At 50.1% G+C, this 26,286-nt stretch carries 26 protein-coding genes; 8 read left to right on the forward strand and 18 right to left on the reverse strand.

What is annotated here, in order from left to right; translation table 11 throughout:
- Window positions 1-262: 262 nt before the first annotated feature.
- Together METTU_RS16520 and METTU_RS16525 are read left to right on the forward strand one after the other, a co-directional pair.
- Complete coding sequence (locus METTU_RS16520; protein ID WP_006892948.1) at window positions 263-625, forward strand: hypothetical protein; 363 nt, start codon at window positions 263-265, stop codon at window positions 623-625.
- An 11-nt stretch (window positions 626-636) separates the two neighbouring features.
- A complete protein-coding gene (locus METTU_RS16525; protein ID WP_006892949.1) occupies window positions 637-1,155 on the forward strand; it encodes a glycine zipper family protein in 519 nt (172 codons plus the stop codon).
- A gap of 128 nt (window positions 1,156-1,283) precedes the next feature.
- Here METTU_RS16525 and METTU_RS16530 read toward each other — a convergent pair whose 3' ends face one another.
- The 4 genes from METTU_RS16530 to METTU_RS16540 all read right to left on the reverse strand — a co-directional run bounded on the left by METTU_RS16530 (window position 1,284) and on the right by METTU_RS16540 (window position 6,024).
- Entirely contained in the window at window positions 1,284-2,639 is a 1,356-nt protein-coding gene (locus METTU_RS16530; RefSeq protein ID WP_006892950.1) for an efflux transporter outer membrane subunit, read from the reverse strand.
- 166 nt (window positions 2,640-2,805) lie between these two features.
- On the reverse strand, window positions 2,806-4,761 hold the full coding sequence (locus tag METTU_RS16535; RefSeq protein ID WP_006892952.1) for a MacB family efflux pump subunit: 1,956 nt from the start codon (window positions 4,759-4,761) through the stop codon (window positions 2,806-2,808).
- Complete coding sequence (locus tag METTU_RS24625) at window positions 4,758-5,234, reverse strand: hypothetical protein (protein WP_496109396.1); 477 nt, start codon at window positions 5,232-5,234, stop codon at window positions 4,758-4,760. Before METTU_RS24625 ends, METTU_RS16535 begins: the two co-directional genes overlap by 4 nt.
- Window positions 5,122-6,024 (reverse strand): efflux RND transporter periplasmic adaptor subunit, encoded by a 903-nt coding sequence (locus tag METTU_RS16540; RefSeq protein ID WP_254258024.1) that lies wholly within the window; start codon window positions 6,022-6,024, stop codon window positions 5,122-5,124. The genes METTU_RS24625 and METTU_RS16540 overlap by 113 nt, the downstream gene beginning before the upstream one ends.
- A gap of 317 nt (window positions 6,025-6,341) precedes the next feature.
- Between METTU_RS16540 and METTU_RS16545 the strand changes: the two genes are divergently transcribed.
- Window positions 6,342-7,310, forward strand: coding sequence for a hypothetical protein (locus tag METTU_RS16545; RefSeq protein ID WP_006892954.1), 969 nt, complete (start codon window positions 6,342-6,344; stop codon window positions 7,308-7,310).
- 427 nt (window positions 7,311-7,737) lie between these two features.
- Here METTU_RS16545 and ftsH read toward each other — a convergent pair whose 3' ends face one another.
- The 3 genes from ftsH to METTU_RS23350 all read right to left on the reverse strand — a co-directional run bounded on the left by ftsH (window position 7,738) and on the right by METTU_RS23350 (window position 11,541).
- Complete coding sequence (ftsH, locus tag METTU_RS16550) at window positions 7,738-9,660, reverse strand: ATP-dependent zinc metalloprotease FtsH (protein ID WP_006892955.1); 1,923 nt, start codon at window positions 9,658-9,660, stop codon at window positions 7,738-7,740.
- Between the two features lie 108 nt (window positions 9,661-9,768).
- The gene (locus tag METTU_RS21910; protein ID WP_006892956.1) at window positions 9,769-11,115 is read right to left on the reverse strand and encodes a sigma-70 family RNA polymerase sigma factor; all 1,347 of its coding nucleotides are present in this window, start codon (window positions 11,113-11,115) and stop codon (window positions 9,769-9,771) included.
- A gap of 270 nt (window positions 11,116-11,385) precedes the next feature.
- Window positions 11,386-11,541, reverse strand: a complete 156-nt coding sequence (locus METTU_RS23350; protein WP_150107877.1) for a transposase family protein — start codon at window positions 11,539-11,541, stop codon at window positions 11,386-11,388.
- 246 nt (window positions 11,542-11,787) lie between these two features.
- Between METTU_RS23350 and METTU_RS16560 the strand changes: the two genes are divergently transcribed.
- The 4 genes from METTU_RS16560 to METTU_RS16575 all read left to right on the forward strand — a co-directional run bounded on the left by METTU_RS16560 (window position 11,788) and on the right by METTU_RS16575 (window position 14,163).
- Window positions 11,788-12,516 (forward strand): arginyltransferase, encoded by a 729-nt coding sequence (locus tag METTU_RS16560; RefSeq protein ID WP_006892957.1) that lies wholly within the window; start codon window positions 11,788-11,790, stop codon window positions 12,514-12,516.
- Window positions 12,509-12,769, forward strand: a complete 261-nt coding sequence (locus tag METTU_RS16565) for a DUF5062 family protein (RefSeq protein ID WP_006892958.1) — start codon at window positions 12,509-12,511, stop codon at window positions 12,767-12,769. Before METTU_RS16560 ends, METTU_RS16565 begins: the two co-directional genes overlap by 8 nt.
- A 27-nt stretch (window positions 12,770-12,796) precedes the next feature.
- Window positions 12,797-13,810, forward strand: a complete 1,014-nt coding sequence (locus METTU_RS16570) for a Gfo/Idh/MocA family protein (protein WP_006892959.1) — start codon at window positions 12,797-12,799, stop codon at window positions 13,808-13,810.
- 167 nt (window positions 13,811-13,977) lie between these two features.
- A complete protein-coding gene (locus tag METTU_RS16575) occupies window positions 13,978-14,163 on the forward strand; it encodes a DUF6726 family protein (RefSeq protein ID WP_006892960.1) in 186 nt (61 codons plus the stop codon).
- 109 nt (window positions 14,164-14,272) lie between these two features.
- On the opposite strand, the gene METTU_RS16580 is transcribed toward METTU_RS16575, so the two are convergent.
- The 11 genes from METTU_RS16580 to def form a co-directional block, all read right to left on the reverse strand.
- Window positions 14,273-15,895 (reverse strand): ArnT family glycosyltransferase, encoded by a 1,623-nt coding sequence (locus METTU_RS16580; protein WP_006892961.1) that lies wholly within the window; start codon window positions 15,893-15,895, stop codon window positions 14,273-14,275.
- Between the two features lie 4 nt (window positions 15,896-15,899).
- The gene (locus tag METTU_RS16585) at window positions 15,900-16,178 is read right to left on the reverse strand and encodes a lipid-A-disaccharide synthase N-terminal domain-containing protein (protein WP_085983747.1); all 279 of its coding nucleotides are present in this window, start codon (window positions 16,176-16,178) and stop codon (window positions 15,900-15,902) included.
- Window positions 16,171-16,902 carry a glycosyltransferase family 2 protein gene (locus METTU_RS16590; protein WP_006892963.1) on the reverse strand — a complete coding sequence of 244 codons (732 nt, stop codon included), beginning with the start codon at window positions 16,900-16,902 and terminating at the stop codon, window positions 16,171-16,173. The genes METTU_RS16585 and METTU_RS16590 overlap by 8 nt, the downstream gene beginning before the upstream one ends.
- A gap of 106 nt (window positions 16,903-17,008) precedes the next feature.
- The gene (rpsI, locus tag METTU_RS16595; protein ID WP_006892964.1) at window positions 17,009-17,404 is read right to left on the reverse strand and encodes a 30S ribosomal protein S9; all 396 of its coding nucleotides are present in this window, start codon (window positions 17,402-17,404) and stop codon (window positions 17,009-17,011) included.
- An 11-nt stretch (window positions 17,405-17,415) separates the two neighbouring features.
- On the reverse strand, window positions 17,416-17,844 hold the full coding sequence (gene rplM, locus METTU_RS16600) for a 50S ribosomal protein L13 (RefSeq protein ID WP_006892965.1): 429 nt from the start codon (window positions 17,842-17,844) through the stop codon (window positions 17,416-17,418).
- A 140-nt stretch (window positions 17,845-17,984) separates the two neighbouring features.
- Window positions 17,985-19,346 carry a sigma-54-dependent transcriptional regulator gene (locus METTU_RS16605; RefSeq protein ID WP_006892966.1) on the reverse strand — a complete coding sequence of 454 codons (1,362 nt, stop codon included), beginning with the start codon at window positions 19,344-19,346 and terminating at the stop codon, window positions 17,985-17,987.
- A 15-nt stretch (window positions 19,347-19,361) separates the two neighbouring features.
- Complete coding sequence (locus tag METTU_RS16610) at window positions 19,362-21,509, reverse strand: sensor histidine kinase (RefSeq protein WP_081466943.1); 2,148 nt, start codon at window positions 21,507-21,509, stop codon at window positions 19,362-19,364.
- A complete protein-coding gene (locus tag METTU_RS16615; protein ID WP_006892968.1) occupies window positions 21,491-22,075 on the reverse strand; it encodes a DUF4390 domain-containing protein in 585 nt (194 codons plus the stop codon). Before METTU_RS16615 ends, METTU_RS16610 begins: the two co-directional genes overlap by 19 nt.
- A complete protein-coding gene (rsmB, locus tag METTU_RS16620) occupies window positions 22,053-23,360 on the reverse strand; it encodes a 16S rRNA (cytosine(967)-C(5))-methyltransferase RsmB (RefSeq protein ID WP_006892969.1) in 1,308 nt (435 codons plus the stop codon). Before rsmB ends, METTU_RS16615 begins: the two co-directional genes overlap by 23 nt.
- A gap of 7 nt (window positions 23,361-23,367) precedes the next feature.
- Window positions 23,368-24,297, reverse strand: a complete 930-nt coding sequence (fmt, locus tag METTU_RS16625) for a methionyl-tRNA formyltransferase (RefSeq protein ID WP_006892970.1) — start codon at window positions 24,295-24,297, stop codon at window positions 23,368-23,370.
- A 2-nt stretch (window positions 24,298-24,299) separates the two neighbouring features.
- Entirely contained in the window at window positions 24,300-24,806 is a 507-nt protein-coding gene (gene def / locus METTU_RS16630; protein ID WP_006892971.1) for a peptide deformylase, read from the reverse strand.
- 167 nt (window positions 24,807-24,973) lie between these two features.
- On the opposite strand from def, the gene METTU_RS16635 reads away from it, so the two are divergent.
- A complete protein-coding gene (locus METTU_RS16635) occupies window positions 24,974-26,275 on the forward strand; it encodes a site-specific integrase (protein WP_150107878.1) in 1,302 nt (433 codons plus the stop codon).
- Window positions 26,276-26,286: the final 11 nt, after the last annotated feature.

A 26,286-nucleotide genomic window follows, 5' to 3' on the forward strand; every position in this document is an offset into this window, starting at 1 on the left:
ATTAGCGACTCGGGGCAATTTCAGTTTCACGGAAGGCTTTCGCTCCACGTAGAAAACGACAAGCAAATTTGACGACAACGAACAAGATGGAGTAAAACAAAACTCGCCTCGTCACTACACTCCGATGAGGCGGCAACTTTCACTAAATCGGTATGTTTTGGATTTATTGACACCGATCGATCGACAGGTAAAAACTTAAATTCATAAGGCGCTTCTATCCGCAGACTCTGTTAAGCGGCTACTGTTTTGAAAGGAGTAAATAATGAAAACACACACGATGCTACCAACAATACTACTGATGATTTGCAGCTTGTATAGTGGGGTCGGTTGGGCGCGTGATGGAGGCCACCACGGCCATTCCAGTTTTGGCTTTTATTTCGGCGCACCGCTTTACCCTTATCCTTATTACCGCGATCCTTTTTATTACCCTTATTATTATCCGCCGACCGTGATCACCGTACCGGCAACACCCCCAGTTTACATCCAGCAATCTCCTCCCGCTGCCCAACAATATCCGTCCGGCTACTGGTATTACTGCAACAACCCCGAAGGCTATTACCCTTATATCAAAGCATGCCCAAGAGGTTGGCAGCAAGTCGAGCCGATTCCGCCCTCACCTCGTTAAGGAGTCCGAATATGTCGCGTTTTTCTATAGTATTTTCGACCACGGTTATACTGGCGGTCAGCGGTTGCGTCAGCTTGCCTACCGGCCCCAGTGTCATGGTACTGCCGGGTACCGGCCTGTCTTTTGATCAGTTTCGGAACGACGATGCTGTCTGCCAGCAATACGCTTATTTTCAGGTTGGCGGCACTACCGCTAATCAAGCGGCGGTGGATAGCGGCGTCACTAGCGCCGCAGTCGGTACGGCTTTAGGTGCGGCAGCCGGAGCGGCACTCGGCGGAGGGCGCGGAGCCGCCATCGGGGCAGGCACGGGCTTGGTGGGCGGCAGTCTGGTCGGCACGGGTGCGGCCGGCAGCTCCATGTACGCAACTCAGGATCGCTATGATGTGGCCTATATTCAATGCATGTATGCCAAAGGCCATCAGGTTCCGGTATCGGGACAGTTCTCGGGCGCAATACCCCAGCAAGCTGCGCCTCCGGCCTCGAATATTCCGCCACCGCCGCCCGGTTCGCCGCCACCTCCTCCAAAATAACCGGAGCTGCATGAATTTCAACGCCGAGCCGAACACGGCGAAAAAACTGTCGCGTTTTGGCTCGGCATAATTGCTCAGGGCGACTTATTCAACAACGCGCCGCCCCAATAAGAGCGGATATCGCCATGTTACGATTGCTTGCCCGACCAACCGCCGCCCAAGGCTTGATAGAGCTGCACCATCGCAACCAGCACATCCTGCCGGGCTTGAACCTGGCTGTTCTCGGCAGTCAACAAGCTGCGTTGGGTCGAAAGCAGGGTTTGATAGTCAATCGCGCCGAGCCGATAACGATCCAAAGAAAGCTGATACGCCAACCGGGCCATGTCCACCGCATCCGCCAAAGCTTGCAGACGGCGAGTCGAGTTACTGCGCACCGCCGCTGCATCCTCAACTTCTTTAAATGCGGTCAAAACTGTTCTTCGATAAATCTCTACCAATTCGGCGTTACGGGCCTGCGCATTCTCCAGTCCGCCTTCCAGACGGCCGCCCTGAAACAAGGGTTGCGTCAGGCCGGCAGCCATCGCCAACGCCACACCCGCCGGTTGCGGCGAGGCGATAAGAGTATCCAGGTTCAATTGCAGCTTCGGATAAAAGGCGGCCCGCGCCACGCCGATGTCGGCATTGGCGGCGATCAATTGCATTTCAATCTGCCGAATATCCGGCCTGCGCTCCAGCAAAGCGGCCGGTTGCAGGGCGTTAGCCACCGGCAGCAGCATGTCGAAAAAACGCTCGGCATTGAATGACACCGTTTGAGACGGATGCCCCAGCAGTATCGTTAACGCATTCTCCGCCAATGTATATTGCTGAATCAGCAAATCCAGGCTGGCGCGCGCCGTTGCCAGCTCAGTCTTCTGCTGCGCCACATCCAGCGCCGATACCGCACCGGCCAGATGACGCGCTTCGACAATCGCCAATACATAACTGACGTTCTCCAGAAACTCGGTCGCAATGCGCTTGCGCTCGGCCAATGCCAGCAGATTAAAATAAGCCTCACCGACATTGGACATCACCACCAACTGCAGGGCATCGCGGGCAAAAACTTCGCTTAGCAACAGCGCCGAACCGGAGTCGCGACGGGCGCGATTGGCACCCCACAAATCGACTTCGTAAGCGACGGCAAACTGTCCGGTTTCTTTCTGAGTGTCGCCTGTTTTGTTGCGGGTATCGGTAACGTCGCCCTGTAGTCCAAGCGACGGCCACAAATTGGCACCGGCAATCTTGGCCTGAGCCCTGGCCTGCTCGACACGCTGCCTGGCCGCAGCCAGATCGTTGTTGTAAAACAGTGACTCCGTTATCAGGTGATTGAGTTGCGCGCTGCCGAAAGCCCGCCACCACTGCGGATCGACAGCGGATTTTTGCTTTGGCAGACTTGCATCGTACCATTGAACGGGCGTTTCCACGTCCGGCCTCTGGAAATCGGGCACCAGATTGCAGGCCGTCAAAAACAGTAACGCTGAAGTTATCAATAATTTTCTTTTAATCAAGAGTCATTACTCAGCAGTTAGAAAAAAATGGAACGCAGATGACGCGGATGAATATGATGAACACAGATAACGCAATAAAAATCTTATTAAATCATAATTATCAGCGTCATCTGCGTTCCATTGTATTTAATGGAAGAGTCGCCATCAGATCGTATATGTCAAATCATCACTCCGCCGCCAATGCCACCACCGGGTCCAGCCCGGCGGCCTTGCGGGCTGGCAAATAACCGAACAGCAAACCGGTGCCGAACGCACAGGAAAAAGCCAATATGGCCGGTAGCGGCGAAAAAATTACCGCCATATCGAAATAGCGCAGCCCGCAGCCCGCAGCAAAACCCAGCAACACCCCCATCAAGCCGCCCAATGTACAGACCACCGCCGCTTCGGTGTTGAACTGCAACAGTATGTCGCGGCGACGGGCGCCGGTGGCGATGCGGATGCCGATTTCACGGGTCCGTTCGGTTACGCTGACCAGCATGATGTTCATCACGCCGATGCCGCCGACCAGCAAGGAAATGGCGGCGACAATGCCCAGCATCAGGGTAAAGGTATTCTGGGTTTCGGTGGCGGTTGCCAAAATCGATGCCATGTTGCGAATCCGGAAATCCTCAACTTGATGGCGGCTGATCAACAAATCGGAAATCGCTTGCTGGGTGCTGTCGATCTGCTCGACATCGCGCACTTTCACGGTGATGCCGCCCAGATAATTCTGTCCGAACAAACGGATCAATCCGGTAGTCAAGGGCACAAACACCGTATCGTCGCGGTCGCTGCCTTGGGCATCTGCGCCTTTGGCCTCCATCACCCCGACCACTTCAAACGGGATATTGCCGACCATCACATAGCGCCCCAAGGGATCGCCGCCATCGGGAAACAAGATCTGCCTGACGGTTTGCCCCAGCACGATCACCGGCGCATAACGGCGCATATCGCGTTCGTCGAAAAAGTCGCCATCGGCAACCGCCCACTCGCGAACCGCAGTCATGCTGGGCGCAACACCCTGAACGCCGGTGGCGTAATCAATGTTGCCGTAGCGCACGGTCAGACGCGTATTGCGTTCCGGCGATGTCCATTCGACATTGCCCAGCTCGGCAATGGCGTCGGCATCAGCCGGAATCAGGGTAGCGACATCGGAGCTGCCGCGCAGACCGGGCGAACCGGGACGAATCGACAGGATGTTGGTGCCCATGGCCCGCATTTGATCCAGCACTTTCTCCTGACTGCCCTGCCCCACCGCCAGCATGGTGACCACTGCGGCAACGCCGATCACAATGCCGAGCAGGGTCAGCGCAGTGCGGAACAAATTGGCATGCAGCGAACGCATCGCGGTTTTGGCCGCTTCCAGAAGTTCGGCAACCAGCCCGGCTGAACCGATGCTGCGATGTTGCGACGGCGACAGCGGACGGCCGCTACGATTTTCAACGCCATCGCCGACGATTTTGCCGTCGCGAAGGGTGATGATGCGCTGGGCATGGGCCGCGACTTTTTCGTCGTGGGTAATCAGCAGAATGGTGCGACCTTCCCGATGCAAGTCGCGGAGCAGCGCCATGACTTCCTTGCCGCTTTGGCTGTCGAGCGCTCCGGTCGGCTCATCGGCCAAAATCACCGGCGGATCGTTCATCAAGGCGCGGGCGATGGCGACCCGTTGCTGCTGTCCGCCGGATAACTGCATCGGCTTGTGGTCGCCGCGATTGGCCAGCCCCAGTTGCTCCAGCAATTGCAGGGCTCGGCTGTGCCGTTCGGCTTTCGACAAACCGGCATACAGCGCCGGTATTTCGACATTTTCGGCCGCCGAGGCATTGTTGAGCACGTTATAGCGCTGAAACACGAAACCGAAAGTCTCGCGGCGCAAGGCCGCCAGCTGGTCGGCATCGAGTCCCGCCACATCCTGATCCAGGACGCGGTAGCTGCCGATATTAGCCTTGTCGAGACAACCGATCAGGTTCATCAGCGTCGACTTGCCGGAACCGGACTGGCCGATAATCGCCACAAACTCGCCGGGCCAGATGGTCAGGGAAATATCGTCCAGAGCCCTAACGACGCTATCGCCATTGGGATAGAAGCGCTGGATGTTTTTAAGTTCCAGTAACGGCGTAGCCGCCGGCATCCGAGCAGCGCTCATAAACGCGGCACACCCGCCGCCGGATTGCCTTTGTCTTTCTTTTTGTCTTTATCGTCGGTGCGCGCCACGGTCTGCAATTGTGCGCCGACAGCGACTCCGTCCCGAATTTCCGCAAAACGCCGGGGTCTCAAACCGACATGGATGATCTTTTCCTGTACGCCCTGCCCGGTGACTTCCTTAACCCGATAGGCCGCGCCGTAAGGATTGTCTTCATTGCGTACTCTGGCTCCCAAGGCGGCAACCGGTATTTGAGGCACCTGCTCGGCCCGGCCCAGTACGAAAAACATCTGCGTACTCATGCCGGTCATCAGCTGTCGATCCTGATTATCGACATCAACCAGCACATCGTAAAGCACGACGTTATTGATCACTTCCGGGGTCGGCAATATCTGCCGCACTTTGCCCTGCCAGCGCCGCTGCTCGACGGAACCCATGGTCGAAAAATAGACCGACAAATCGGGCCGCAAGCGCATCACGTCGGCTTCGGCGAGTTGAGCGCGCACGGTCATGGGTATCGAGTTTGGCCAGTTGCAAAATCATCGGCGTCGATTGGTTGGCGTTCAAGGTCTGGCCTTCGCGGGCTTTTTGGTCGACCACGGTGCCGTTCATTGAGGCGTAAATCTTGGTGTAGCCGAGATTGGTTTTATCGCCGCTCAGCGTCGATTGCACCTGCTCGATTTGCGCCTGGATCGAAGCCGCGGTCGCCTCGGCCATTTTGAGGTTGAACTCGCTATTTTGATTATCCTGCTGACTGACGCCCTTGCTTTTCAGCAACTCGTGATTACGGTCATACTGCTGCCGGGCGAATACCACTTGTGCCTGTTGCCCGATCAACTGCGCCTGCAAGTTCTTGATATTGGCTTCATCGGCCTGCACCCGCGCCGCATAGATCCTTGGATCGATCTGCGCCAGCAATTGTCCCGCAGTGACGTTATCGCCGATCTGTACATAAATCTTCTGTAACTGATCGGTGACCTGGGCGCCGACATCGACATATTCTTTCGGTTCCAGTTTGCCTTGGGCGGTGACATTTTCTTCAATATCTCCCAGAGTTACGGTAACGATATTTTTGTTGGCATCTTTCGATTGCTTGGGTCGCAGCAAGCCGTAACCGGCAGCCCCGGCAACAATCAGAAGAATCAGGAAAATCCGGAGGAAACGACTACGGACAATTTGTCCGGCATTGACGGAAACAAGTTCGCAACATAGTGCCGATAAGGGAAAGTGGCACAATTTAAACGGCGGCTGTGGAACAGCCGCCATCGGATTCGGACGGCTTACTATAAAGGGAACGTCTATCAATTGCAATTTGGGGCCGGCACAGGCCGACAATGCTATAAATCCTTATGGATAGTCATGAGTAAGGGGGTTAAGGGGATAGGATGACGGCCTATCGTTGCATAATGCCTATGTGTTGTATATGATCCCCCATAGAAAGATGATGATTGTCGTTAGAACCTACATCTTACCGACCCTACCCGCTCTTTCTATCTCTCAGCAGACCGCGTTAGATCGTTATTCGGATTGTGCCATTGCTTCCTAACTAAATACCATCCCGCCCCCTAATTCTTGAGGCTCTCGTGATTAACCAAAACACCACTTCTTACGCAAATCTTGATTTACGCAAACAAATTTATATGGAATGCCAGTCAATGGCGAATTTCGCATTGGCAAAGGGTAAACCCGTCCCTGCCGACACTATTAAAAGTATTGAGACTTTTGAAGATCGCTCGCCTACCGGGAATGAGGAAAGCGCACCACCACACATTCGAAGAGAAATCGATATCACTGCATTGGTTGATGCTCACGATTTGCTGACGCGCCTCATCGAACCTGCAACACCGCAAACGGTATTATTACTCTATGTAGAACAAAAAACCGAAACAGTGCTTAGATTCTTGGGGCCTGTTTCATTAGTCCGCCAGCTTATGTTGGCTGCCGTCCTTTCTCTGTTTATATTTATAACGCTAATGGCCAGCCCATTTATAAGTGGCAGTAAATTAGCGGAAGATGTTTTGACGGCGGATGGCATTGAACAATTGGCTCGCTTGATTTTTTATGTGAGTGCCGCAGGTCTGGGCGCATCATTTACAGCGCTCTATACGGCCAATGCCTATATTTCAAAAGGCACTTACGACCCTTGCCATCAATCGTCTTATTGGATTCGATTTTTGTTGGGTATCATCGCAGGGTTGTTGCTATCGCTGCTGATCTCCGAAAAATCCATTCAAGAGGATGGAATGTTATCAAAAGGAATTATTCGACCCTTGCTGGCAATTTTAGGCGGTTTTTCTGCCGATTTACTTTACACCTTCCTGAATCGGATGGTGGAAACTTTCAAATCCTTGTTTGAAGGCAGTTCGCAAAACATGCTGGATGCTAAAGCTCAAGAATCCAAAGCCAAACTCGCGGAATTAGAAGTTGAGAGGAAAATGCATTTGACTCAAAACTTAATTCAGATGCAACAGCAGATAGCCGCCGAAACCGATCCGGAACAGATAAAGCAACAGCTCAATGAAATCCTGCAAAATTTAATGCAGTCCAAATAACTCAATTGATACCTTCGCTTGTCTTAAGAACTGATGTTACACACGGATGGTATTTCTCCCGTTTGCCACGCCGAGCACCGGAGCTTTTATCGAGAACAGCCCGTTATAGGGGCGCGGCAGGGATGCCGCGCGTCAGCAGAGGGGCAGGAACCCCTTCTGCTGACCCTCGATAAAAGCGAGGAGCGCAGGAAGTAAGCGGTAACCGGGTCGCCTTTTCTTTGGTTACTTTCTTTTCGACTGCATGGATGCAGGAGGTAGAGCAACGCAGGAGCAGTTGCCGAGGCGAAGCAAAAGAAAGTAACTCGCCTTCGGGTGCGAAAACCCGATTCAATCAAGTGTCGCACTAGCGACTCCTTAATGTTAAAGCAGTCGAAATTCGACTAACTGCGTAACATCAGTTATTTAAGATAAAACCAACAAGCGTAGCTCAAACTTGTCCGGCAGGTTTGTTTGTTGTTGCACTAATTGCTTTTTTATCCGTTTTTCCTTGCACGCCATTACTGGGCTCCGAAGGCTTGCTCACTTGCAAATCCTCGTCTTCCACGGGCGGACGAGGATCTTTACCGGCCATTAAATCCTCAATTTGCAGTCGATCTATGGTCTCCCATTTCATCAGCGCATCGGCCATTTTGTGCAGGATAACAATATTCTCCTGCAAAATCGTTTCAGCGCGTTGATAGTTACGGTCTATTACTGAGCGTATTTCTTCATCGATAAGCTGTGCGACATTACTCGATACAGAACTGCCTTGGACACCCGGATGCCCCATAAACGGCTGACCGCCTTCCTCGCCATAAACCAAAGGACCGAGCTTTTCTGAAAAACCCCAGCGAGTAACCATGTTGCGAGCCAATTCCGTAGCTCTTTCAATATCATTCGACGCGCCGGTAGTCACGCGGTCGCCGCCGTAAATCATCAGTTCCGCAATCCTGCCGCCGAACAAACTGGCTATCTGGCTTTCCAGCTTGCGTTTGCTGGCGCTGTATTGATCCCGGTCGGGCAGGAACATGGTGATTCCCAAGGCTCTGCCTCTGGGCATGATGCTGACTTTATAAACGGCGTCATGATCGGGGGATTTTTGCCCAACGATACAATGCCCTGCTTCATGGTACGCGGTTAGCAATTTATCCTCATCGGTCATGACCATGGTGTGCCGTTCTGCGCCCATCAGGATTTTGTCCTTGGCTTTTTCAAGGTCGCTCATGTTGACTTCCTGTTTGTTGGAACGGGCGGCAAACAGCGCGGCTTCATTGACCACATTGGCAAGATCGGCGCCTGAAAAACCGGGCGTTCCCCTTGCAATGTATTTCAATTCGACATCGGCAGCCGCAGGCACTTTTTTGATATGCACATTCAGTATCTGCTCGCGACCGCGCACGTCGGGCAAACCGACATTAACCTGGCGATCGAAACGGCCCGGCCTGAGCAGGGCTTTATCCAGCACATCGGCGCGGTTGGTTGCGGCTATGACGATAACGCCTTCATTACCGTTAAATCCGTCCATTTCCACCAGCAACTGGTTGAGGGTTTGCTCCCGCTCGTCATTGCCGCCGCCCATGCCGGGGCCGCCGCGCTGGCGACCGACCGCATCAATCTCGTCGATAAAAATAATGCACGGCGCATGTTCTTTAGCCTGGGCAAACATATCCCTGACCCTGGACGCGCCCACGCCGACAAACATTTCGACAAAATCCGAACCTGAAATGGTGAAAAATTTAACGCCCGCTTCACCGGCAATGGCTCTGGCAATCAGCGTTTTACCGGTTCCCGGAGGGCCGACCATCAAGATGCCGCGCGGTATTTGCCCGCCCAATTTCTGGAATTTTTGCGGATCGCGCAGAAAATCAACCAGCTCGGCCACTTCTTCTTTGGCCTCTTCACAACCGGCAACGTCACTGAAGTGGACGGTCATTTTGTCTTCTTCAAGCAATTTGGCCTTGCTCTTGCCAAAACCCCCGCCGCCCATGCCGCTTTGAGTTCTGCGCATGTAAATAACCAGCACCAGTATCATCAACAGCATCGGAAACCAGGAGATAAATATTCTCATCAGCAATGTCTCCTGCTGCGGCGGCACTGTCCTTATCTGAACGCCTGCACTCAGAAGATCGTCAATTAAATGCCCATCCCCAGGATTAAACGTTTCATAGTTTTGACCGTCTGAAGTCCGAACACTGAGCATCTGGCCGGACACTTCCACACGCTCAACCTGCCCATGCTTTACCTTGCTGATAAAATCCGAATAGGCCAGGGTATCCTGTATCGGAGGCGTTGATTTGACGCGGTCATAAATTAAATATGCCCCGCCAATCACAACGCAAAAAATCAGAACATTAAACAAATATTTCTTCATGTGTATCTCCTGGTTACGAACCACATGGATGGCGGCCGCCATCCATGTGGGTCAAAAGTGCCGCAATCGACAGGCAACCGATGCGGCCGCTTAAATAATGGGCGTTAATCATAAAAAACTCATTAATTGCTTACCGTAGCTGAGTTTCATTTTATTGAGCGCCTTAACCTGAATCTGCCTAACCCGCTCTCTGGTTAAGTTAAGTTCTGCGCCGATTTCCTGCAAAGTCATTTCATTACCGGTATTGATGCCAAAATGACAACAAATAACCTTTAACTCCCGTGGATCAAGGATCTTAATCGCTTTGCCAAGCCATGCTTTAAGATCCGATTGCTCTATTTTTTTAAACGGATTGGCAAAAACTTGCTGCTCTAAAAAATCAATCGGTGCCAATGAGTCTTCATCGTCATCCAAATTTTCCAGCGACACGGCCGTTTGTGAAATGGATAAAATAACATTAATTTGATCATCGGGTATTTTTGAATATTCGGTTAATTCTTTAATGGAAGGCTCTCTACCCGTTTTTGAAAGCAACTCATTTTTGGCGCGCAATACTTTATGAATATTAGCCACTTGTTCGCAAGGTACGCGCACAACCCTTTCGTTGCGAGACAGGGCGCGGGAAATAGCCTGTTTGATCCAATACGCCGCGTAAGTTGAAAATTGAAATCCCAAGTGATAATCAAATTTGTCGATAGCCCTTAATAAGCCGGTTTGACCTTCCTGCACCAAATCGTCAAAGTCTAAAAAACCGCACTTGTACTGGTTGGCCAGGAATAAAACCAATCCGGAATTTGCCTCCGCTAACGCTTGTCTTGAACTTAACCAAAGCTGTTCGGCAAAAATCATATCCGTCACGTATTGCTGCATATCAGTACCGGACAAAAAAAGAAATTGCTCGTCAAATTGGCTGGCGCGCATGGCGTCAATTATATCAGGCAAATTTAACTTGCTGCGCCGAGTTGATCCTTCCTGCCGTTTAATAATCAAATCGGAATGACTTTTAGCGGTCTGACTGACATCATCCCGGGTCGTGAAAGCATAAATAATGAGCTCAGTCAGCACTAACAGGTCTTCAGTAGAAAAAGGAAATGCTTGCAGTGTCTCGGTTAACTGTTGATTTTCAGCGGCTTCGGCTTCACGATTGAAACCTCGACCTGAAAACGACAAGCTTGCCAGTAAGTAATGGCTCTTGATTTTGGCTAAAGTAATCGTAAATTCCGCTGTCAATGGCGATTCGGCAGTCTGTTCAGGCTTGTGGGCGTCTGCTTCGTATCTATGAAGCACCCATAATGCAGTGGCGGGAAATTGAGCCAGGATATTAACCAGCCGGGTTTTACCGGCTTCTAAATTACTCGCTATTTGAAAATTACAATGCTCAGCGTTTCCTTTAGCTTCATTGACGCTATTAACAATTGCCGTTTCCGGTTTTAACAAAGGTTTATTTATATACATAATAGCCCCCACATCTAACCGACACTGTTTTTTAAGCTTGTTCGATGAAACTCCTGTTGCGGAAAAATAGTGCGGTTAATAGAATTTATTTGTTTTATATAATAATCCCCATTTTATTGAAAATAAATCTTACTAAAATAAAGGTTTATCAGGAACCGTCTCCTTTGTTCGTGCCGACCGATGACTCACGATAGGATACGCACCGGTTACAGCAGCTACGCGGGTCATTGTTATAACGAATACCGGGGCAATCGCACTATGTTGTCCCCGTCAGTGACTGCCGACGCTTCTGCCATCCACGCCGTAAACCGCTCTGGATTCCAACACCCCCGGCACCGCGCTTAAGGTATCATCCGAGGGAATGCCGTTCGGCAGCTCTAAAAAACGTCGAAACCCGTCTTCGCGATCGTTGCCCAAATCTTCCATACCCTTTCCGCTCAGTAACGAACACAGGGGATGCCTTCTAATTTATGGCTTGCCAAATCTTGGTTTATAGCGCAATTGCCCTGATGGGCCGGGATTTCCGGGACGCGACTGTCAAATAGGGCGTACTATGCGTATCTTGAACAGCCAAGAGAAAAACGGACATTATTCCCAGGCTTCTGCGCCGCGTTTAGCAAGGTTGGAGCATGGGAACGACAAAATACCTTTAAATTGACCACTGCAACTTTTATGACCTCTGTTCCTTTATTGATTACCGCCCCGCATCCTTGCAGCTATTTAGAGGGCGAGCAAGCGCAAACGGCGTTTGTTAATCCCTCATTTGAACTTAATACCGCCGTTTATTCGCAACTTATTGCTCATGGTTTCAGGCGTAGCGGGGATGACGTTTACCGTCCCCAATGCGCGCAATGTTCGCAATGCGTTCCGGTGCGCTTGCCCGTTGCGCAATTTAAACCCAGTCGCAACCAAAAGCGTTGTGTGCAAAAAAACCGCGAAACCACGGCAATAATCAAGCCCGCCGCCTTTGAGCAAGCCCATTACGATCTTTATCTGCGCTACCAAAATCAACGTCATGCCGAGGGCAACATGGCACACTCGAGTCCCGATGAATACATCAGGTTTTTAGGCAGTTCATGGTGCGATACCCTCTTTATAGAATTTTCCATTGCCGATGAACTTGCCGCTGTGGCGATTGTAGACCGCCTTGATAATGCCCTCTCCGCCGTTTATACCTTCTTCGACCCCAAATTTTCCAGCCATAGCCTCGGCGTTTATGCGGTGCTGTGGCAGATTCAATATGCACAAGAACAGGGACTGGAGTGGCTGTATCTTGGGTTTTGGATTGCCGATTGCCAAAAAATGAATTACAAAGACCAATACCAACCCCTACAAGGCTTCATTGACCACGCGTGGGATTATTTAAACATCGGTAACCCGGAGGGAAGCATCAATGGCTAAATTGAAAAATGAGCCTCAGCTGCTAAAAAAAGCGATAGAAGTTGCTGAAAATTATGCGAAAAATCGCGGCTATTCAGGATTTTCATCGACCGATTCGGCAAAAGACAAGACTGAATGTCTGTATCGTCTGCTGGTCAATGACCAACTTATCCAGCCCTTGGCGCTTGACCAGGAAAATGGGGTGAATATGAAACATAAATTAGCGTTATGGATAGCGCGGCAATTGCCGAAAGATCATCCTCTTTTGAAATAAACGAACCCTACACCCAAGGTAGATCCGATGAATAACAAAACAAAACTGCGCTGGGGCATTTTAGGTGCGGCGCGCATCAACGAACGCCTAATGCCGGCCATCGTCGAAGCATCCAATGCCGAGCTGGTTGCCATAGCCAGTCGTCGACCCGGAGCCGCCGCGCAAACGCTGGCACAGTACGCGCCGCAACAGCAGCAAGTGCGCACTTACGACAACCTTGATGCGTTACTCGATGATCCGGAAATCGATGCCGTGTACCTGCCGCTTGCCAATCACCAACATGCCGAATGGACGTTGCGCGCCATCGAACACGGCAAACATGTACTGTGCGAAAAACCCATGGCGTTAACGGTGGCCGACGTAGACGCTATTCAAGCCGCCGCACAACGGCATAACGTCACCGTCATGGAAGGTTTCATGTACCGCTTCCACCCGCAACATGCAAGAGTGCGGGAATTGATCCAGTCGGGACTGATCGGCGAAGTCAGGTCGGTGCGCTCCAGCTATTCGTTCATGATGCGGCCTGCGCGGATCTATCGTTTGGCGGAAAGCGTCGAAAACGGCGGCGGCGCGATGTGGGACATCGGTTGTTATGCGATCCATTCAGCGCGGATGTTTTTCGACGAGCCTGCCGCCTCGGTAACCGCCATAGCCAAGTATGTCGAGAGCGGCGCGGATAGTGCAACCAGCGGCATCATCGACTTCGGCGACGGAAAATATGCGCATTTCGATTTCAGCTTCGAGCGCGCAAGACGTTGCGAATATGAAATCATCGGCACCAAGGGCGGACTTAAATGCCACAACGTCTGGTGCATGCCCGGCGATGTGCCGGTGATTTCATGGTGGACTGAAGACGGCGGGCAAGGTGAAGAACGGCTGCCTCCGGCTAATCACTTCCGGCTGGAAATCGAGCATTTCAGCGATTGCGTATTAAACGGCAATGCTCCCGCGCTGTCGCTGGAAGATGCAAAAGCCAATTGCCAAATCATCGTTGCCGCCTTGCAATCCGCGGCTCTTGGGCAACGGGTCAAGCTGGGTTAGGCCGATGCCTGAACGCCGTATCGATTTTATTTTTCAGTCGTTAGAAGAACTTGGCGATGTTTATCCGCTAAAAAAATATTGCTCATGGCAATTGATAAGCCATTAGTTTATTGTACAGCGGGCATTATCGAATAGGCCCTCTATCTATTTGCCAACAGGGATTAAAAATGAAATTAAAAACTGTCTATTTATTAGCCGCAACCCTTATTTTACAAGGGTGCGTATTAACAAAAATTGCCTCCGTACCCATGCGTTTAGGCGGAGCGGTTGTATCAATCGTGCCGGGAGTTGGCAATAGCGCTCATGACGCCATCGATACAGCGGCTGATGGCGTGGATGACATTCCCATTTAAACGCTGCAAGCTTTGACGAAACTTTGCAATGTCAGAGGGTTGCCGGAGAGCGGCAACCCAACCATGCGGACTTAAGCGGAAAGTCCACATCTTCAAACGACCGTATAATCTACGGTGTCAAAGCCGCCCTAAGCTTAGGATTCGCCAACAGTACCCGACAGGAAAGTAAGCTTACATTTTGACTTCTGAAAGGATAATGGCGACTGACGAGCGACAGGAGCAAGGTCTCGGAATCCTTATAGGTAACGATGATATAACCGCTCCGATGCTGCTTTGCCCAGTCGTATAAATCGTCGATGTACGGCACGACGGTAATAGCCTGTTTAAGACGCCCGGCAAAATGATATTGACCGTGATACTTATTGCCGTAAAAAGCAATAGCCCTGTTTTCTGCCATTAAAGCGGCGATTGCCTGAGCGGCGGGCCGGGTATCGTAGCGGTCGGATTTAGCTTCAAAAAAGCCGCCGCAAACCGTTATTAACGCGATAACCGAGGCTATGCAAATATAGAGAACCGAATCCTGCGCGCTTTTTGCCTTGGTTATTCCCAAAATCACCGCACTCATGACCAGCAGACTTCCCCACACTGGCGAGATTAACGATAACTCGGCCCGCCAATGATAAGCATCATTTAAGCCGGGTAACAACATTAATACCGCGCCCAGCAATCCGAAAACCGCCATCGCAACGCTGTGGGCTCGTTCCCAGCGCTCAGACTCCGTTATTTCATCTGCGGCACGCGCCAATATCAAGGCCATAGCAGGCATCAAAGGTAATAGATAGTGGATACGCTTGCCGCTGATCAGGGAAAACGCGATAAAAACCGGTATCGCCCAAGCCAAACAAAAACGGATGCCCGAATCCTGATAGGTGAGTTTGCGTAATCCGGCCCACAAGGGCTTCCAAAGCAACCACGGTAATAGTAGTAACGGCAAAATCTCTAAATACCACCACCACGGCAGCTGATGCGCAAAAGACTCGACCAACCGCCCGCTGGTCTGTCCCAGGAAAATAGCCTTTCTATAAGCCTCGCCGCCGGCAATTCCGGCCGGTATTGCCCAGCACAACGCGATGACGGCTCCGGCTAAAATAGCGATAATCAGCCCGAAATACCAATGCTGCCAACGAAAACCAGCCGTTTTCAACCACCAGGGAGCCAGTAATGCGACAGGCAAAATATGCAACAAGATTACCGGGCCTTTGCTAAGCACGCCGCCACCGATGGCTACCCCCAACAGCGCCCAGTATTTTAAGGACAAGTCCGAATCAACGAGCTTTAACAGACTGTAGATACCCAATAATGCAAAAAATGCCAGCATCATATCGAACATGGTCAATGTGCTGTAGATCGCCCAAAAAAACAGTCCCAGCAGGATCAACGGAGTAAGCGTTTCAACCCGTTTGCGTTCAGGCCATAAAATACCCGCCACTGCGCCGGATAAAAATAATGTTGCCAGGGAAAAAAGCGGTGAAATCAGGCGCAACGACCAGTCGTTAACACCCGTCAGCCACCAACTTAGCTGCATCAACCAAAATAACAACGGGGGTTTGTGACTGTAAATCTCCCCGTTTAAGTAAGGGACTAGAAAATCATTTCTGAGCCACATTTCCCACGCAACGGCGGCATATCGGGTTTCATCGACGGGAAATAATGGCCGAATAGTTAGACTGACGGTGGTTAAAACACCCCAAAGCAGGAAAATCCAAAGGCTGGCAGACCGCAATTGATGCATGACACTATTCAAGGCCTAAATTTTTACGCTCGTGAACCACAAAATACAGATTCCGGAAATAAATAAACAGACCGGTGAGTTGTCCCACGATAAAAACCGGATCTTGCCGGTAAACCGCATAAGCCAACAGGGTAACGCCACCGCCGATGCTGAAATACCAGAAAGCGATAGGAAACACGCTTTTTTTCTCACGTTCGCTTTTCAGCCATTGCACTATAAATCGGGCTGAAAATAACCCCTGCCCCAAAAAACCTACAATGAGCCAAATAGTCTCTTTATCCACGTTCAACTTCGTTTGCCTCCGGCAGTTTTGCCCGTTTCTGCAACCATATCACGCCTAATATGTCGACAATTCCTACCCAAAGCCGATCTAACGTTCCATACTTCGAATAGCCATGCGCCCTGCCTCTATGATTGACCGGTTCGGAAATCACCTGCCCACCCGCCCTTAAAATCAACGCGGGTAAAAATCGATGCATATGATCAAAATACGGCAAGCCCAGAAACTCATCTCTTAAAAACACTTTTAAGCCGCAACCGGTATCCGGTGTATTATCGCCTAATAGCCGGGATCGAACGGCATTAGCCACTTTCGATGAAAAAAGCCGCCAAGCGGAATCATGACGTTTATTTCTCCATCCGGCTATCATCCATAAATTGCTGCTGATTTTTCTTTGCTGCATCAACACCCCATATAACCGGGGAATATCGGCCGGATCATTTTGTCCATCGCCATCCAGCGTTGCGATACAGGGGTAGCTTGCTGCCTTTACTCCGGTGTAAATGGCGGCGCTTTGTCCGCAGCTTTGCTGATGATGAATGACACGTAGCATTTTGATATTTTGTTGCGTCTGCTGTAAAACTGCCGCGGTTTCGTCATTGCTCCCGTCATCGACATAGATAATTTCATAGGCTTCGGCCTGATTCATAGCCCTAACGATCTCTGCAATTAAAGCGCTAATATTATCAGCTTCATTATAAACAGGAACAACTATCGAAATTTTCACTGCCCAATCCCCTTTAAATATCCATAAAAAAGGGCTGCATCCTTACGAATGCAGCCCTTTTATTTTCACATGAGTAACGCGTGAGTCACTACATGGAAGTAGTCGATTAACGTTTCGAGTACTGTGGACGTTTTCTGGCTTTGTGTAAACCCACTTTTTTACGTTCTACAATACGCGAATCGCGGGTAACAAAACCTGCTTTTCTAAGCGCTGGACGTAGGGCTTCATCGTATACCATCAACGCACGGGTCAAACCGTGACGAATGGCACCGGCCTGGCCGGATGGACCGCCGCCTTTAACGATGACATTAATATCGAATTTACCTTCCATATCAACACAACCTAATGGTTGACGAGAAACCATCTGGTCGGTTTTACGACCGAAATATTCTTCGATAGTTTTCTTGTTAATAGTGATTTTTCCGGTACCTGACGTTGCGTAAACGCGTGCTATTGCACATTTACGACGACCTGTTCCGTAGTACTGAGCTGCTGCTACCATGATCTACCCGCTTATAATTCTAATACTTGTGGCTGTTGAGCCTGATGATCGTGTTCAGGACCTGCATAAACTTTCAATTTCTTGAACATTGCACGACCCAGTGGATTGTTAGGTAACATTCCTTTAACTGCTGTAGTAAGAATACGATCGGGGAAAGTTTTTCTCAATTTACCCAAGGTAACAGTCTTAAGATTACCGATGTAACCTGTATGGTGCTGATACAATTTATTCTTTTCTTTATTGCCGGTAACGCCTATTTTCTCTGCATTTACTACAATAATGTAATCACCGGTATCAACATGCGGTGTGTATTCTGGTTTATGTTTACCGCGAAGGCGTAGCGCAATTTCAGAAGCAAGACGACCAAGAGTCTTTCCTTCTGCATCGACCACGTACCAATCACGCTTAACTTCTGCTGGCTTTGCACTAAATGTTTTCATCGTTGCTTAGGCTTACTGTTAAAGGCTTAATATAAAAAACGAGATTTTACTAAGAATCAGGGGATGTTTCAAGTTTATTTGTGATTCAGGCGAAAGGCAAAGGGCAAAAGGCGAAAAAACCGCACACCTTTCGCCTTCGCCTACAACTTAATATTCAATGAATGCAACTTGCGATAAAGATGTGTTCGCTCCATGCCCACTGCGGCTGACAATTTTGCAACGCTGCCGCCGGTTCTTTCAAAATGATACTCCAGATAAGCTTTCTCAAAATGATCCCTGGCCTCTTTTAACGGTAAATTAAAAAATTCAGGCACCGCGTGGGAAGTAACGGCATCACTGATCACCGAACCCAGTGCCGCCTTCACCTCATCAATCTCTATATCTTCACCGGCCCCCAGAATCATCAACCGCTGCACCAGGTTTTTCAATTCCCGCACGTTGCCACGCCAGCTGTAATTACGTAAGAAATTTTGTGCTGCCATGGAAAACTTCCGAAAAGGCAATCTATCCTGACTGACAAAATAATCGATATAAAAACTCAGCAATGCCGGCACATCCTCACTGTGCTCCCGAAGCGGCTGAATATCGAGCGAGACTTCATTAAGTAGATAATACAAGTCCTGTCGAAAACGCCCGGCCTTGACCTCCTCATCCAAGGCAATGCGGGTTGACGCCACTACACGGACATCGACACGAACCGACTCGCTACCCCCTACCCGCAGGAAAGAACTGGACTCAAGGGCACCGAGCAGCTTTAACTGGGTTTCCTTATCCATGCCGCAAATTTCACCTAAAAACAACGTTCCTTTATGCGCTCGCTCCAATAGGCCGGGATAAATTTTACCCGCATCCTCTTTGCCGAAAAATTCCACCGCCGAATTTTCCGGCGATATGCTGCCTACCGCCACATCCACAAAGGGACCGTCCCGATGCGCACTGTTATTATGCAGGTATCGGGCATACATCTCCTTGCCAACACCCGCCTCGCCGACAAATAACACCCTGGCGTCGTGCTGAGCCAAGCGCTTTAATTGATCCTTGAGTCTCGCAACGGTAGCGCTCTTGCCAACCGGTTCAATATCGGCATGCAATTGCTGCTTAAGCCCCGCATTTTCTATTTGCAGGCTACTGGCTTCCAAAGCCCTTTCTACGATCAATAATAATTTTGCCAGCGACAACGGCTTTTCAAGAAAATCATACGCCCCCAACCGGGTTGCCTCAACAGCGGCTTCAACAGAACCATGTCCCGACATCATAACCACGGGACAAAGCATGGCCTCTTCCGCAACCCATTCTTTCAACAAGGTAATGCCGTCAGTATCCGGCATCCAAATATCAAGCAGGATCAAATCGGGAGCTTTAGCCTTTTTTAACTCCCTGGCTGCACCGGCATTTTCAGCCGTAGCGACCTGATAGCCCTCATCCTCAAGAATTTCACAGACCAGTCGGCGAATGTCCGGCTCATCATCTACAACCAATATACGCGGTGTTTGTGCATTCATATTTTTTACGGCATCTCAAAAATTACACGCCGGAAGCTGAATGATAAATCCCGCTCCCACTTTGCGGCTGGTGTCGACCCATATCGCACCGCCATGTTCTTCAATTATCTTTTTGACTATCGCCAAGCCCAACCCCGTTCCCTTAACCTTGGTGGTAACGTAGGGTTCGAAGATTTGTTCAATTTGCTCATCCTTAATGCCCGGTCCATCATCATAAAGCGCTATTTCAATAAAATCGGTGTTATTTTTTTGTACCCGATGCAGGCTTATTTCGATCAAACCCTTGGCATCTATCGCTTCCAGCGCATTTTTTATCAGATTGTGCAGCACTTGCCGGATGCTAACCGGATCGCCCTTAATCATCAACAAACCGGTATCGTAATCGGCTTTAAACTTGACGCCCGACTTTAACGCATAAAGCGCTAACACTTCCTGAACCAAACCGGGTAAATCAATATCCACCGTCTGCTTTTTGGAAGGTTTGGCATATTCCGAAAAATCATCCACCATTTCCTTCATCGCCTCAACCTGCTGCACAATGGTGGTGGTTGAGCGCCGCAACATCTCCGCATCACCGTCAGTCAACTTGTCGGCCAGCTTGTGCTGCAACCGTTCTGCCGATAACTGTATGGGCGTTAACGGATTCTTGATTTCATGAGCCAACCTTCTCGCCACTTCTCCCCATGCCGCATTTTTCTGCGCCTGAATCAAATCGGTCACATCATCAAAAACGACGACCGCCCCGACTCTCAAACCTTCCTGGGAAAACAGCGGCGTACCTCGGCACAGCAATTCCTGCCGACCGTTGGAGCCTAAAAAAGCAATCCGCTGCTGCCATATATCGTCGGCTTGCTCCAATAAGCGCTGAATGGATTTTAACGGTTCGGCCAGTTCCGCATAGTTCTGAACCAGTTCCAGCAACGTCCGACCGACAAACTGGTTCACATGAATATGGAAAATCCGGTAGGCCGCCTGATTCGCCGTGCGTATCTTATGTTCCGCGTCGAAACTGATCACTCCCGCAGTTAAATTAGCCAGTATCGTTTCCAGATAAGCCCGTTGATTTTCCACCTCAATACCGGCCATTCGGGTTTCATCGCTGGCCCTGGCAATACGATGCGTCATCTCGTTGAAGGACTCCACCAGAAAGCCCAAATCATCTTGGGCCATAACCGGCAACTCCTGGTCATAATGCCCGGAAGCCACTGCCTGCGTCCCTTTAACCAGCGCCTTTACCGGCGCAACAATATTACGGATACTGATGAAAGCCACCCAGATAGCCGCCAGTAAACTCATCAATAAAACCAGCGACAAGGCCAAAGAGAAACTCAACTTTAACGAGTGCCTTAAAAAATGCATCTCCTGATAACGCACAAAGGCAAATTCCACCGAATCGGCCAAGTCGGCAATTCTTACCGGCACCGGATATAAAGCCTGTAAATATTGCGGCTCCTTGCCATTGACGGTAACGATAACCCGGATCATTAATTCATCTTCGCGCACCGGTGCCAAAGCGACGTACTCTGCATTCTGCCGCAACTGTAACCAGGTATGTTCATCCGGCAAACTCGGCAAAATATCGCCGGGATTGATGCTGCTTGAGGCAATAATCCTGGCCTGCCGGGAAAACAAGGTCATCTCGGATGCCCCGGAAAGTTCACGCAGGTTTTCCATTTCCAGCGTTGCCAGCGTTTCCGACGACTCCACCAATTTCGCGGTCAATTGCTGCGTTTGCCGTAAATGCCAGCGCATCCGCTGGTCTAATGACGCCTGACTGAGCTCCAGTGCATCTTCCATCGCCCGGTCTATTTCCACATTAAACCAGCTGTCGATACCCTGATGCAGGAACTGCATGGAAAAATAAAACACAATAGCGGCGGGCGCCAAAGCCAGCACGACAAACAGCGACACCATGCGCGTGGTTAACCTCGAACCCGCCTCGCGTTTCTTTAACTGCCGCGCCAAGGAGTAAATATTGGCACCGACCAAGCCCAACAACACCACCGATCCCAGTGCATTGACCAACAGCAGCCAGGAGTACATTGCGCTCAACTCTGAAGACTCCTGCGTTGCCGAACTCATCAGCTGCAACAGCAGCAAAATCAAGCCAAACAGGACCAATATGGACAAGCTGATAGGGGGTTTTATTTTGTCAAAGGCCATAATGTCCAGTCGCTGGATAAATACCATTGAGGATTAGTATAAGCAATCGGGCGTAGCGGCAAAGGCAGGGCGTCCCGGTCCAGCGTCACTTTGATGCCGACTGCGTAGCGCTCTCCCGATTCATAAAGCGCCTTATCCAGCACACGGAAATTACGTAGCATCGACATCGAATCCAGCGCCGCAGACAGCGTGGAAAAGTTATACAGTTCGCGGCTACCCTCATTTCTGACCCGGTACATATTCAGCAAGGCATGATATTGAATTCGGTAACGGACACTGGTATTGACCAGTGTTTTATCCCATAAATAACCGCGATATTGCAGCGTTTTAATGTGTATATCCCAATACAAAGGCACGCCGTTTTGTAGCGCTTCTTTTGCCCTGGCACTGAGCCGATAATCCATGTCCGCAGACAACACATAGCTATTGCCCTGCGTAGCAATCTCGGCATTTTTCACCTCTACACCAAACGTATCGGCATAGCTTAAAGCGGGCAGTAGCCAGACCAAACAACAGTACAGCAATGCATAACAAAACGATGATTTATTGCTTACTGATGCATGCATAATAAAACCCGTCCATTGCCGACTCGCCGGTAAGAATCTGGCGGCCGCATGCTCCGTTAATTCCCCAGGCTGTTGTTCCCAAGCTGGAGTCTGAGAACAAGGGCAATTCGACCGCATCGCTGTGTTCGGCCAAAAAAGCTTGAACCTGTTGTTCATTTTCCTGCTTTAAAATGGAGCAGGTCGCGTAGAGCATCAGTCCGCCCGGCGCCAACAGCGGCCAGACGGCTTGCAGGATGTTTTTTTGCAAGGCCTGCAACTGCCCAATGTCCTCGGCTCTGCGCAATAATTTAATATCGGGGTGACGGCGGATAACGCCTAAGGCTGAACAGGGCGCATCCAGCAAAATCCGGTCGAACGGCTTGCCGTCCCACCAACTTGCAGGATTTGCAGCATCACCGACCACCAGCGTGGCGTGCAAGTTTAAACGCTGCAAATTTTCGCTGACCCGCTGCATCCTGGACTCGTCGATATCGACGGCGACCAACTCCTTGAGCTGCTGCTGACTTTCAAGAATATGCGCGGTTTTCCCTCCCGGCGCGGCGCAGACATCCAATACACGATGCCCAGGCCGGACATCCAGCAATCCGGCCGCCAATTGCGCGGCGGTATCCTGAACGGATACCAGCCCATCGGAAAAACCGGGCAGCAGGTCCACCGGCACCGGTTTATCCAGTCTAATCGCCGACCGACAAAAACTGACCGGTTCGGCCGCTATGTCCTGTCCGGCTAGCAGTTGCAGATAGTCCTCGCGGCTGGTTTTCGACAAATTGACCCGCAACACCATCGGCGGTTGCTGATTATTTTCCAAGAAAATATTTAACGCCTGTTCAGGCCAATCCTGCTCAATTTGCTTAATCAACCAGTCGGGATGACTCAGAGCTGCGACCTGACATTTGTCGGCCTTGTGTTCAAGTCCTTCCTGTTCTCGCAGATAGGTTCTGAGCACCGCATTGATCAGCGACTTGGCCCACGGCTTTTTACGGGCCGCCAAAACCGTTTCGGATACCGCCGCATGGGGTTTTACCCGCATGAATTTAAGCTGATACAAGCCGACCAAAGCCAGCGACTTAACGTCTGTATCTTTTAACGGCTTGTCCAATAATTGACTTAAAATAAAATCCAGCCGGTGATATTGCCTGCACACGCCGTAGCATAGCGCCTGAATGAAAGCCCGGTCTTTACTCGATTCTATGCTCGGAAAGGCATTATCCAGAGCGGCGGTTAAAGACTGCCCGTCCTGCAAAACCCGAGACAATACCCGGGCCGCAACTAATCGTGTATTCACTGAGTATTCAACCTAATTTGACTCCATTAACATCGTGAGCGCTCAGAAAAGCCTGAACAGGCATGCGTTTTCCACCCGGCAACTGCACTTCCAGCAGCCTTAAAAAACCTGCTCCGGTCGCCACATCCATGTGTTTATCGGCACAGCGCACCACGCCGGACTCCAGTTGCAGGGAGACATCATCTTCAACCGGCTCCGCCTGCCAGATGCGCAACACATTGCCCTGATAAAGCGTTTGCGCAACCGGCCACGCATTCAAACCCCTGACTTTCCGGGCAATATCCATTGCCGGTTGCGTCCAGTCGACAACGGCTTCGCTTTTTTCCAGCTTTTCGGCATAGGTCACCAGCGCCTCATCCTGCCGTTCGGGATGAACGGTTCCGGCTTCTATTTGCTTCAGCACTTTGGCCAGGCCTATTGCGCCCAACACAGCCAATTTGTCATGCAAATCCACGGCCGTATCGGTCGGGCCAATCATGCATTCTTCCTTGTGCAACATGTCGCCGGCATCCAGTTTGCGGACTATCTGCATAATGGTCACGCCGGTTTTCTCATCGCCCGCCATCAACGCACGCTGGATGGGTGCGGCACCTCGCCAGCGCGGCAACAATGAAGCATGCACATTGATGCAACCCAGTTTAGGCACATCCAGAACGGCTTGCGTTAAAATCATGCCGTACGCTACCACCACCATCAAATCGGCATTAAATGCGCTGATCTGTTGCAAGTCCTCACTGGTTTTCATGGTAAGCGGCTGAAAAACGGGGATTCCGGCAGTTAAGGCCAGTTCTTTGACAGGGCTTGGCTGCAACTTGCGCCCCCTGCCCGCCGGACGGTCGGGCTGGGTATAAACCGCGCAAATCTCATGCTCCGAATCCAGCAACATCTGTAGACAAGGCACGGCAAACTCAGGGGTTCCGGCAAAAATAATCTTCATGCTCAGCTCACTTCCATTTTATGAATTTTTTCCAATTTTTTCTTAATCCGCTGCCGTTTTAACGGTGAAATATAATCGACGAACAGTTTTCCGTCCAAATGATCCAGTTCGTGCTGAACGCACACGGCCAGCAAATCCCTGGCGCTTAATTCAAAAGGCTCGCCCTCCCTGTCCAGCGCTTTGACTATAATATGTTCGGCTCTTTCCACTTTTTCAAAAAAACCGGGTACCGAAAGACAGCCTTCTTCGGACTCCTTAACCCCGTCCTTTTCTATAATCTCAGGATTGATCAAACATAAGGGGGCGTCCTTTTCCTCGCTGACATCGATGACGACAACCCGCTGATGCACATTGACCTGCGTAGCGGCCAATCCTACGCCATGCGATTCGTACATGGTTTCAAGCATATCATCGACCAATTTTTTGATTTTATCATCGACCGTTTTTACGATTGCAGCCTTCTTACGCAACCGTTCATCCGGAAACTCGAGAATAGATAGAATACTCAACAAACTCTCCACTATAATAATTGAATACTGGAATTCTATCTGTTTTTAGTTAATCTGGGAACAGCACGGTTATAAAGGCTTACAGGCTTTCGCTCTTTTGGTGTCACACTTTCGGGATACACAAACCCGACACATCAAGAGGGTGAAGTATGGGAGGCATGGCTTACATGTGCAAAAATAGACACGGGACATACTACGCCCGTTTTATTATTCCCAAACACCTACAATCACATTTCAACAATAAAAGGGAAATTAGGCGTTCACTTCAAACTGACAGCCGGAAGATTGCCACCAAACGGGCAAGGATTTACCGTGTCGAATTTGAAAGCATCGTTGACCAACTCATGACCAACCCAGACAGCACAAAGGAACGGGCAAAACGGATTGTCGATAATCTATTTGCCGACAAAACAAAGACTGAAAAGGACGCGACAGAACAATTCGCCGAACGGATGCGGAACAATGCGACACAGTCCAATGATGACTTTTCGAAAACACAATATATCACCTTCTTAGATGCGTTCGATAAGCTGGTAACTATAAACACGGGCGATGATGAACAGGATGCGAAGATTTATCAAATGATAAAACCGGCACTCAATGAAGCGGGGCTGGCGCAACGAGAAAAACGTGCGGAGGAATTGCATCAAGCCCAACTTGCGGCAATAGCAGAACAACCCACCCCAGCCCCCACAAAATCCACCAATCCAAAAAAGTTATCTGCGTATCTCGAAGACTATATTGAATACCAGACGGCACCAAGCACCAAAGACGGCTGGAACTCGCCATCAACGATAAAAAATATGACGAAGGCGCTAAAAATCTTTTGTTCGGATGTTGGAGATATACCAGCGGCGGCTTTTGGCTGGGATGAAGCAAAGCAATACATCAAACTAGCTCACAACATACCTGTATATTTTAGAAATAAAACACACGGATGGAAGTTCGAGGGCATAACAATAGAATCGATACTTGATGACAATATTGATACATCCAAGTTTAAGACCAGAAAACCTAGCACCGTATGGGGAGACCTGAAAATAGTTAGGTCGCTTTTGGAGTGGATACGATCAGAAGAGCGTGTGAAGGAGTTGCAAGACGCTGTGGAAGCACTTGATAAAGCAATTAGGCGTATTGACCCAAAATCAAAGAGACGCGCCTTTACACCCGAAGAGCTTAAAACCCTTTTTGAACAAGACAATCCAGCGACGGAAAATTACGTTAAAGGCTTCAATTCAAAGCGGGGAATTAACGCAAGCCTCAAGTATTGGCTGCCTTTATTGGGACTATACACCGGCGCGACCCTAGCGGAATTGTGCCAGCTTCACCTGAGTGACATTCGACTACATAAAGCTTTTGACGGCTCAGAGCATTGGGTTATTGATATGAACAAGGAAGCCGAAAAGTGTGCGATAGACCAAGACATTCGATTTAAAACAGAATCCAGACCTAGGAGGCTGTCGGATTAATAGAGCGAGCC

This window comes from Methylobacter tundripaludum SV96, assembly GCF_000190755.2.
Taxonomy (GTDB): Bacteria; Pseudomonadota; Gammaproteobacteria; order Methylococcales; family Methylomonadaceae; genus Methylobacter_A; species Methylobacter_A tundripaludum.

What these genes read in the sequence shown, in the direction of transcription:
- fmt (WP_006892970.1), bottom strand. Translation starts at nt 24,297, where the DNA reads ATGAAGATTATTTTTGCCGGAACCCCTGAGTTTGCCGTGCCTTGTCTA.
- METTU_RS16520 (WP_006892948.1), top strand. Translation starts at nt 263, where the DNA reads ATGAAAACACACACGATGCTACCAACAATACTACTGATGATTTGCAGC.
- METTU_RS16570 (WP_006892959.1), top strand. Translation starts at nt 12,797, where the DNA reads ATGAATAACAAAACAAAACTGCGCTGGGGCATTTTAGGTGCGGCGCGC.
- ftsH (WP_006892955.1), bottom strand. Translation starts at nt 9,660, where the DNA reads ATGAAGAAATATTTGTTTAATGTTCTGATTTTTTGCGTTGTGATTGGC.
- METTU_RS16635 (WP_150107878.1), top strand. Translation starts at nt 24,974, where the DNA reads ATGTGCAAAAATAGACACGGGACATACTACGCCCGTTTTATTATTCCC.
- METTU_RS16610 (WP_081466943.1), bottom strand. Translation starts at nt 21,509, where the DNA reads ATGGCCTTTGACAAAATAAAACCCCCTATCAGCTTGTCCATATTGGTC.
- METTU_RS16615 (WP_006892968.1), bottom strand. Translation starts at nt 22,075, where the DNA reads ATGCATGCATCAGTAAGCAATAAATCATCGTTTTGTTATGCATTGCTG.
- METTU_RS16525 (WP_006892949.1), top strand. Translation starts at nt 637, where the DNA reads ATGTCGCGTTTTTCTATAGTATTTTCGACCACGGTTATACTGGCGGTC.
- rplM (WP_006892965.1), bottom strand. Translation starts at nt 17,844, where the DNA reads ATGAAAACATTTAGTGCAAAGCCAGCAGAAGTTAAGCGTGATTGGTAC.
- METTU_RS16605 (WP_006892966.1), bottom strand. Translation starts at nt 19,346, where the DNA reads ATGAATGCACAAACACCGCGTATATTGGTTGTAGATGATGAGCCGGAC.
- METTU_RS24625 (WP_496109396.1), bottom strand. Translation starts at nt 5,234, where the DNA reads ATGCGCTTGCGGCCCGATTTGTCGGTCTATTTTTCGACCATGGGTTCC.
- METTU_RS16565 (WP_006892958.1), top strand. Translation starts at nt 12,509, where the DNA reads ATGGCTAAATTGAAAAATGAGCCTCAGCTGCTAAAAAAAGCGATAGAA.
- METTU_RS16560 (WP_006892957.1), top strand. Translation starts at nt 11,788, where the DNA reads ATGACCTCTGTTCCTTTATTGATTACCGCCCCGCATCCTTGCAGCTAT.
- METTU_RS16580 (WP_006892961.1), bottom strand. Translation starts at nt 15,895, where the DNA reads ATGCATCAATTGCGGTCTGCCAGCCTTTGGATTTTCCTGCTTTGGGGT.
- rpsI (WP_006892964.1), bottom strand. Translation starts at nt 17,404, where the DNA reads ATGGTAGCAGCAGCTCAGTACTACGGAACAGGTCGTCGTAAATGTGCA.
- METTU_RS16540 (WP_254258024.1), bottom strand. Translation starts at nt 6,024, where the DNA reads ATGGCGGCTGTTCCACAGCCGCCGTTTAAATTGTGCCACTTTCCCTTA.
- METTU_RS23350 (WP_150107877.1), bottom strand. Translation starts at nt 11,541, where the DNA reads ATGGAAGATTTGGGCAACGATCGCGAAGACGGGTTTCGACGTTTTTTA.
- METTU_RS16535 (WP_006892952.1), bottom strand. Translation starts at nt 4,761, where the DNA reads ATGAGCGCTGCTCGGATGCCGGCGGCTACGCCGTTACTGGAACTTAAA.
- METTU_RS16575 (WP_006892960.1), top strand. Translation starts at nt 13,978, where the DNA reads ATGAAATTAAAAACTGTCTATTTATTAGCCGCAACCCTTATTTTACAA.
- METTU_RS21910 (WP_006892956.1), bottom strand. Translation starts at nt 11,115, where the DNA reads ATGTATATAAATAAACCTTTGTTAAAACCGGAAACGGCAATTGTTAAT.